4 protein-coding genes are annotated in these 8,383 nt (G+C 63.8%); all 4 read left to right on the top strand.

The features are described from left to right. Window positions 1-4,743, top strand: a 4,743-nt coding sequence (locus tag VMI09_15435; GenBank protein ID HTQ26080.1) for a PAS domain S-box protein, incomplete at its 5' end; no start/stop codon positions are given. 196 nt (window positions 4,744-4,939) lie between these two features. Then, window positions 4,940-6,043, top strand: coding sequence for a substrate-binding domain-containing protein (locus VMI09_15440; protein ID HTQ26081.1), 1,104 nt, complete (start codon window positions 4,940-4,942; stop codon window positions 6,041-6,043). 70 nt (window positions 6,044-6,113) lie between these two features. After that, window positions 6,114-7,664, top strand: a complete 1,551-nt coding sequence (locus VMI09_15445; GenBank protein HTQ26082.1) for a sugar ABC transporter ATP-binding protein — start codon at window positions 6,114-6,116, stop codon at window positions 7,662-7,664. Next, on the top strand, window positions 7,661-8,383 hold a 723-nt coding region (locus tag VMI09_15450; protein ID HTQ26083.1), incomplete at its 3' end, for a hypothetical protein. The genes VMI09_15445 and VMI09_15450, both read left to right, overlap by 4 nt.

Below are 8,383 nucleotides of genomic sequence, written 5' to 3' on the forward strand. Positions count from 1 at the left end.
GTGCGATCCCTCCTGAGTCTGAGCGACGCAGAACTGACGAGCTGGCGCGAAGCCCTTCTAGAGGCGCTGGGCCCTAACGCTCGGCTGATCGGCGATCTCATCCCCGAACTGACGCTCATCATCGGCGAGCAGCTGCCCGTCCCCGAGCTGGAGCCACAGCAGCAGCAGGGGCGGTTCCAGCTCGTGTTCCGCCGCTTCATCGGCGTCTTCGCCCAGCCAGAACATCCGTTAGCCCTTTTTCTCGACGACCTTCAATGGCTCGACGCCGCAACGCTCGACTTGCTCGAGGATCTGTTGATCCAAGCGGACGTTCAACACCTGCTTCTGATCGGGGCCTATCGGGACAACGAGGTCGACGCCGCCCATCCGCTGATGCGGAAGCTGACAGCCATTCGAAGCTCCGGGGCAAAGGTCAGCGAGATCAAGCTCGGGACTCTGTTACGCGAAGACTTGCGGCGCCTGACTGCAGATGCGCTCCGTTGCGAGTTTGATGACGCTGCGCCGCTAGCGCAGCTCGTGCACGACAAGACCGCCGGCAATCCGTTCTTCGCGCTTCAATTTCTTTATGCGCTTGCAGATGAGGGATTGCTCACGTTTGATCACGAGCAAGCGCGGTGGTCTTGGGATTTCAATCGCATCCACGCCAAGGGCTATGCCGACAATGTCGTGGACCTCATGGCTGGGAAGCTTGCCCGCCTGCCCGAGGAAGCGCAGAAGGCGCTGCAGGAGCTGGCCTGCCTCGGCAACGTCGCCGACATCACGACGCTCATGAACGTACTCGGGACCTCGACAGATAAGGTCCACGCGGCTCTGTGGGAAGCGGTCCGACTCGAGCTGGTCGAGCGTCTGCCCGGCGCCTACAGGTTCGTTCACGACCGGGTGCAGGAAGCCGCCTATTCGCTGATTCCGGAGGAGCAGCTCGCCGCAGCCCACCTCCGGCTAGGGCGGCTTCTCGCGGCGCGAACGCCTCCGGAGATGCGAGAAGAGGCGATCTTCGAGATCGTAGGTCAGCTCAATCGCGGCTCGGCGCTGATCGCCTCGCAGGATGAACGGGAACATCTGGCCGAGTTGAACCTTACTGCGGCCAAGCGCGCCAAGGCCGCGACGGCATACGCATCAGCGCTCAGCTATCTGGTCGCTGGTGTGGCCCTGCTCCAAACCGATTGCTGGGAGCGCCGGCACGAACTCGCGTTCGCGCTGGAGCTGAACCGAGCCGAGTGCGAGTTCCTGACGAGCGATCTGGCCGCCGCGGACGAACACCTGGTGGAACTTTCAAAGCGCGCTTGTAACACGGTCGAGCGCGCCGCTGTCGCGTGCTTGCGCGTTGACCTCTACACGGCTCTCGATCAGAGCAACCGCGCGGTCGAAGTCTGTCTCGATTGCCTGCGGCATGTTGGCATCGACTTGCCGCCGCATCCGGCCGAGACGGAGGCGCGACGCGAATATGAGCGCGTCTGGTCGCAGCTTGGTGGTCGCACGATCGAAGAGCTCGTCGATCTGCCCTTGATGACCGACCCTGAATCGCTCGCGACCCTCGATGTTCTGACCAAGGTCTCGCCACCTTCACTGTTCACCGATGGGAACCTTAATTGCCTGGTCACATGTAAAGCTGTCAACCTTAGTCTCGAACGCGGAAACTGTGACGGCTCGTGCGTTCACTACGTCTGGCTTGGCTGTCTCGCTGGCGCGCTCTTCGGCGACTACAAGGCCGGACATAAATATGGTCAGGTTGGCTACGACCTGGCAGAAGGACGCGGGTTGAGGCGGTTCCAGGCCAGGACCTACGTGCTCTTCGGAGGTCTCCTCGTGATATGGACGAGACACCTGCGCGCTGGCCGTGGTCCGCTGCGGCGCGCTTTCGAAATCGCCGACAAAATCGGCGACCTTACGTTTGCTTCGTTCAGCCGCAACAATTTGAACGTCAACCTTCTCGCGGCGGGCGATCCGCTCGGCGAAGTGGAATTTGAAGTCGAACGCGGTCTCGAGTTTGCGAAGAAGTTGCGGTTTGGTCTTATGATCGACATTCTTGCCACGCAGCTCGGGCTCGTCCGCACGCTCCTCGGATTGACACCGAAATTGGGCTCGCTCGAGCATGAGCAATTGGATGGATCCCAGATCGAGCGTCGTTTCTCAGAGAACCCGGATTTGGCGATAGCTGAATGCTTGTATTGGATTCGGAAGCTGCAGGCGTGTTTCTTCGCTGGCAACTACTCCCTGGCAAACGAGGCCGCCTCCCGCGCGAAACTGCTGCTATGGACGTCGGCCGGACAGTTCGAGACGGCGGAATATCATTTCTACGCTGCGCTCTCGTGCGCCGCTGCATGCGACCGCTCACCGTTCGGCGCGGGGGAACAAGCCGCTCTCGAAGCGCATCGCCGGCAGCTTGAGATCTGGGCGGAGAACTGCCCGGAGAACTTCGAGAACCGCGCCGCGTTGGTGGGCGCCGAGATTGCCCGCTTGGAGGGCCGCGAGATCGATGCCGAGCGCCTCTACGAGCAAGCGATCCGTTCGGCCCGAGCTAACGCTTTTATTCAAAATGAGGCGCTCGCCTACGAATTGGCCGCGCGCTTCTACGCAGCGCGTGGTTTCAAAGATTTCGCGCATGTTTATGTGCGGAAAGCCCGCGACGGCTACGTGCGTTGGGGAGCGGACGGCAAGGTGCGACAACTCGATGAGATCTATCCGTTCCTCAGGACGGAGGAGTCTGCGCCGGCGCCGACCAGTACGATGCGCGCGCCCCTCGAACACCTCGACCTTGCGACCGTCATCCGGGTGTCGCAAGCGGTCTCGGGCGAGATCGTCGTCGAAAAACTGATCGACTCGCTCATGCGCACTGCGATCGAGCAGGCCGGCGCGGAGCGAGGTTTGTTGATTCTTGCGCGCGGCGCCGAGCAGCGGATCGAGGCGGAAGTCACGACCGATGGCGAAGCGGTGATAGTCCAGCTGCGCGACCAAGCCGTGGCCCAGGCCCTCCTGCCGGAGTCGGTGCTCCGCTATGTCTTGCGGACCCGGGAGAGTGTCATTCTCGACGACGCTGCGAGCGAGTCTGCCTTTGCCGAGGATTCCTACATCCGTGAGCGCCACGCTCGCTCCATTCTCTGCCTGCCGCTGATCAATCAGACCAACCTCGCGGGCGTGCTATATCTCGAGAACAACCTGGCCCGCAGCGTGTTCGCTCCGGCGCGGATCGCGGTGCTGAAGCTGCTCGCCTCGCAAGCGGCGATTTCGCTGGAAAACACACATCTCTACCGCGACCTCGCTGAACGCGAAGCAAGGATCCGGCGCTTGGTCAATGCCGACATTATCGGAATCGTCATCTGGAACATTGGGGGCCAGATCCTCGAGGCGAACGATGCGTTTCTCCGCATGGTGGGATACGACCGGGAGGATCTCGTGTCCGGCCGCTTAAATTGGACGGACCTGACGCCGCCGGAATGGGACTTCCGCAACGCGCAGACCGTTCGAGAGGTGAGAATGACGGGAACCGCGCAGCCGTTCGAGAAGGAGTACTTCCGCAAGGACGGCAGCCGTGTGCCGGTGCTGATCGGATCGGCCAGCTTCGAAAAAGGCGGGAACCAGGGCGTTGCGTTCGTTCTCGATTTGACCGAGCGCAAGGCCGCGGAGGCGGCGCTTCGCGAGAGCGAGGAGCAATGGAAAGCCGTCTTTGAGAACAATCCCACTATGTATTTCATGCTCGATCCGACCGGCGCGATCCTGTCCGTGAATCCCTTCGGCGCTCAGCAACTCGGATATGTGACGGACGAATTGATTGGTCGTCCCGTGGAGATCCTGTTTCACGAGGACGACCGAGACTACGCTCGGAGGAATGCCTCGAAATGCCTCGAACATCCCGGGCGAACGGTGATTTGGGAGCTGCGCAAAATCCGGAAGAACGGCGATATGCTTTGGGTCCGCGAGACAGCCCGAGCCATGTTGATAAAGAACCGGCCTGTCGTCTTGGTCGTATGCGAGGATATAACCGAGGGCAAGCGCGCGGCTGAAGCTTTGCGCGAGACGCAGATGCAGCTCACGCACGCGAACCGCGTCGCGACGATGGGGCAGCTCACTGCGTCGATCGCTCACGAGGTGAATCAGCCGATTGCCGCGACGGTCGCCAACGCCCGGGCGGCGCTGCGTTGGCTCGGCGCCGAGCCGCCGAATTTGGACGAGGTCCGGCAAGCGCTCGGCCGCATTGTGAGGGACGGCGACCGCGCCGGCGCCGTTGTCGGCCGGGTCCGCGCTCTGATCAAAGGGGCGCCTCCGCGCGACGATCGCGTGGAGATCAATGGAGCGATCCGCGAGGTGATCGACATCACCCGAGACGAAGCGATGAAGAGCGGCGTCGTGGTGCAAACGGACCTCGTTGAGGGCCTACCCCTAATTCGAGGCGATCGGGTCGAGCTACAACAGGTGATCCTCAACCTGATCGTCAATGCCCTCGAGGCCATGCGCGGGATGAGCGAAGGATCGCGAGAATTGCGGATCGGCGCAGGGACAACAGAGTCGGGCGATGTGCTTGTCGCCGTGTGCGACATAGGTCCGGGACTGGCGCCCGCTGCTGTCGAGCATCTCTTCAAGGCCTTCTACACGACCAAACCGAGCGGCTTGGGTCTGGGGCTGTCGATCTGCCGTTCGATCATTGAAGCGCATGGCGGACGATTGTGGGTGACCGCCAATGCGCCCCGCGGCGCCGTGTTTCAATTCACGCTACCCGCAAATCCAGATATGGCGCCGCGTCTTTGATGCTCGCCGTTCCGCCGGACGACAGTTTACCCTCCTTGTCGTCGTAACCCGACGCCGGATGCGCGCGGAACTGGGCGCGCCTCTTACCCATCCCATCCCGATCATGGTAAAGTCGAAAAACTAGCCTCTCGGACGCCGAGGGGGACCGGAGGGCTGGTGAAATCAAGCCGCAGAGCATCGGAGGAGATCCATGAGGATGAACGCCTTGCTGAGGGCCGCGGTTGCGGCGGGTGCTGCTGCAAGCGTCGTCTCCGGCGTCGCGGCGGCGGAAGGCAAATTCCCTGTCTTTCTGAGTATGAGCTATGTCGGCAACGGCTGGCAGAACGAAGCCACCAACATGATCTCGGCCATGGCGAAGTACTACAGCGACAAGGTCGACCTGCACATCCAGGTGGCGGGTCCCGTGGCGCAGCGGCAGATCCAGCAGATCAACTCCATGGTGCAGGCGGGCGCCAAGGCGATCATCATCTATCCGATCTCGCCGACGGCGCTCAACGCTGCGATCAAGAACGCCTGCGACAAAGGCGTCGTCGTCTTCGCCTATGATTCGCGCGTTACCGAACCCTGCGCCTACAATGTCCATCCCGATCAATACAAGCTCGCCGTCACCGCGGCCGATTGGGTCGCCGAGCAGATGCACCACAAGGGGAACGTGCTGTTCGTCACCGGCGTGCCCGGCACGACCGTCGATACGGACCGCAACCGCGGCTTCCGCGATGTGATCAGCAAATATCCCGAGATGAAGATCGTCGGCGAAGTGAACGGGATGTGGTCGCTCGCGGTCGTCGAGAAGGTTATCACCGAGTTCATGGCGACGCACAAATGGAGCGACATCGACGGCATCATCGGCACCGGCGGCGGCTGGACCGCCTGGCAGCAGGAGCAGGCGGCCGGAATCAAGAAGTTCACGCCCTACGGCACCGATGGCGCCAACGCCACGCGTGTGGCGATGCTGCCGTTGGGCTCGATCCCCGATGCGACACCACCTTACGCGCCAATGGGCGCGCCGGCGATCTCGCTCGAGAGCACGCCGATGTCCGGCGCGCTCGCCCTTAAGCTCGCGTTGCAGGTGCTCGTGGGCAAGGAGGTTCCGAAGGACACCGTGATAGCGCTCCAGGTGGCCACCTCTGAAAACATCAAACTATGCAAGGAGGGGACCTGGAAGGAGATGAAGGACGGCTGCAACGTCTTCGATCCCAAGGTCATCAATACCGACTATGTCGACAACATCTTCTCGCCCGATACACCGGAAATCGGCCTCAAGGCAGCGATGTTCGGCGAACCTGAACCGAAAGAATAGCGTCGCGCGGAACTGCCGGTCGGGGCGCGCACGGTCCGGGCCGGCGGACGTTCGCCAGAAAGGCCAGGCAGTGAAGCCGGCGGAAGCCGCCCATGCGCTCGCGATCGACGGATTGAGCAAGCGCTTCGGTGCCACTCTGGCGCTCGATGGCGCGTCGGTGACGATCGGGCGCGGCGAGGTCCATGCGCTCCTTGGTGAGAACGGCGCCGGGAAATCGACCCTCGTCCGGATCCTGAGTGGACTCACGCGTCCGGATGCGGGAACGATCTCTGTGTTCGGCCAGCGCGCCCGGGCAGCCGGTCCGCGCGGCGCGCGGGCGCTCGGGATCGCGACCGCCTTTCAGGAGGTCACCTTGGTTCCCGATCTCGTCGTGCAGGACAATCTTCTGCTCGACGTGGCGCCGACGCGACTCGGGTTCGTGCTCGACCGCCGCCGGGCGCGGCGCTGGACCGAAGCGGCGCTCGCGCGGCTCGAGCTCGGTTCGGTCGATCCGCGGCGCGAGATTCGCGACTGCCCGCTGCCGCTGCGCCAGAAACTCGAGATCGCCCGAGCCATCGCGCGCGAGCCGCGGATCCTGCTGCTCGACGAGCCGACCTCGGCGTTCTCGGCGCAGGACGTCGAATGGCTCGAACGGCGCATCGCCGAATTGAGGGCGCGCGGCGCTACCGTCCTCTTCATAACTCACCGCATGCCCGAGGTCCGCCGGTTCTGCGACCGCCTCACCATCTTGCGCAACGGCCGTCAGGTCGGGACCTTCGCGGTCGGCGAGATCAGCCATGACGAGGTGGTTCGGCTGGTGATCGGCCGATCGCTCGCCGCTACCTTCCCGCCGGTGCGGCCGCCGCAAGAGCGTTGCGGCGCCCCCGCGCTCGAGGTGCGGCAACTCACCGTGAGAGGTCGCGTCGAAGACGTTACATTCTCGCTCTGGCCCAGCGAAATCCTCGGTGTTGCCGGTCTTCAGGGGATGGGGCAGAGCGAGCTGTTCCATGCCCTGTTCGGCGTTGTTCCTGCCGACAGCGGCACCATCGCCGTCGATGGCCGGGCGGTCGTCATCGCCTCGCCGCGCGATGCCATCGATGCGCGCATCGGCATCAGCCTGGTGCCGGAGGAGCGCAAGACCGAGGCGCTGGCGCTTAAACTCTCCGGCCTCGAAAACGTCTCGCTGCCGACGCTCAATCGCTTCGCACGGTTCGGCTGGCTCGACTTGGAGGCTGAGCGCCGTGCCGTCGATCGCGTGCTCGCCCGCGTGCAGGTGCATCCGCGCGCGCTCTATCGGCCTTGCGCCAGTTTCAGCGGCGGTAATCAGCAGAAGATCTCGATCGCCAAATGGCTGCTGGCGGAAAGCCGGGTGTTGTTGCTGTTCGATCCGACACGCGGCGTCGATGTCGGCGCCAAGCACGAGATCTATCTCTTGATGCGCCAATTCGCCGATGCGGGCGGCGCGGTGCTGTTCTATTCGACGGACGTGCTGGAGATCGCTAACCTCTGCCGTCGCGTCATCACGCTCTATGATCGGCGGATCAATGCCGAGCTGGCGGGCGAGGCGGTGCGGGAGGAGGAGATCATGCGCTTCGCGCTGGGGCAAGGAAGCGCCTCGGCACCGCTCGAGCGGGCGGTATGACCCTCACCTCGAAGCCGGGACAACCTGCGACTTTGGGTCCCCGCAGCCTCGCCCCGGGCGGCGGCGTCGCGACCGCCGTCCGCTCCGCGCTCGGCCGCCACAGCGGCCTCGTTATGGCGATCGTGGTGTTCGGCGTCGTCTTCGGCGGGCTTAACCTCGTGCTGGCGAAGCCGTTCGGCTATTACGATTTCGCCTCGACGCTTGGCAACACCACGACACTGGCGATCGGCGCGATGGGCGAGACCCTGGCGGTGATCCTCGGCGGCCTCGACCTCTCGGCCGGGGCGGTCATCTCCCTGTCCAACTGCCTGATCGTTCGCGGCATGACGGCCGCGCCCGGCTGGGAGGTCGCCTGGACTTTGGCGGGCGTGGCGGCGGGCTGCGTTGCGGGCGCGGTCAATGGCGTGTTCATCGGTTTTCTGCGGCTCCAGCCGATCGTGGTCACCCTGGCGACGATGTTCATGACGCAAGGGGTAACGCTGCTGATCATGCCAGAGCCCGGCGGCGCCGTGCCGCCAGCCTATTCGGCGGCGCTCACCGGCGACGCGGTGTCGGGCCTCGTGCCGATGCCGCTCCTGATCCTGGTTGGGCTGCTGCTGCTATGGGGGCTCCTGCGCCGCACGCGCTTCGGCGTGGCGCTCTACGCAATCGGCAGCGACGAGGAGGCGGCGCGCGCCAATGGCGTCGACGGCGCGCGGGTCAAGTTCACCGCCTATGTC

This window comes from Candidatus Binataceae bacterium (assembly GCA_035500095.1).
Classification (GTDB): domain Bacteria; phylum Desulfobacterota; class Binatia; order Binatales; family Binataceae; genus JAKAVN01.

Coding starts and splice junctions, on each gene's coding strand:
- VMI09_15440 (HTQ26081.1), top strand. CDS start 4,940: ATGAACGCCTTGCTGAGGGCCGCGGTTGCGGCGGGTGCTGCTGCAAGC.